Source organism: Kitasatospora nipponensis (assembly GCF_039528135.1).
GTDB lineage: Bacteria > Actinomycetota > Actinomycetes > Streptomycetales > Streptomycetaceae > Kitasatospora > Kitasatospora nipponensis.
Genome location: NZ_BAAALF010001131.1, coordinates 1 through 251, shown reverse-complemented (window position 1 = coordinate 251; position 251 = coordinate 1). Strand labels below are relative to the sequence as shown.

Annotated in this window: 1 pseudogene; it reads left to right on the top strand. The window is 69.3% G+C overall.

The annotated features are described in order from the left end of the window. Positions 1-251 (top strand): annotated as a pseudogene (locus tag ABD323_RS45245) (PadR family transcriptional regulator); the annotation flags it as partial.

The following is a 251-nucleotide window of genomic DNA, read 5'->3' as shown; positions in this document are numbered from 1 at the left end:
TGTCCATCACAGCGCTCCCCCGACAGCTGGCCCTCGACCTGCTCGAATACCGCCTCGTCCAGCTCGAGGGCCAGCGCGCGAACGTCGGCACCGTCCTCGACAAGGGCATCGAATGGGGCCAGCCCGCACACGTGAACGAGCTGTACCGGCTGTGGCTCGCCCACTGCCACGCCGACATCTCCTGGACCTCGGGCCTCATCGCGCGGCTGCGCGCGGGCGAGTACGTGATGGCCGACGACGCAGGCCACAAC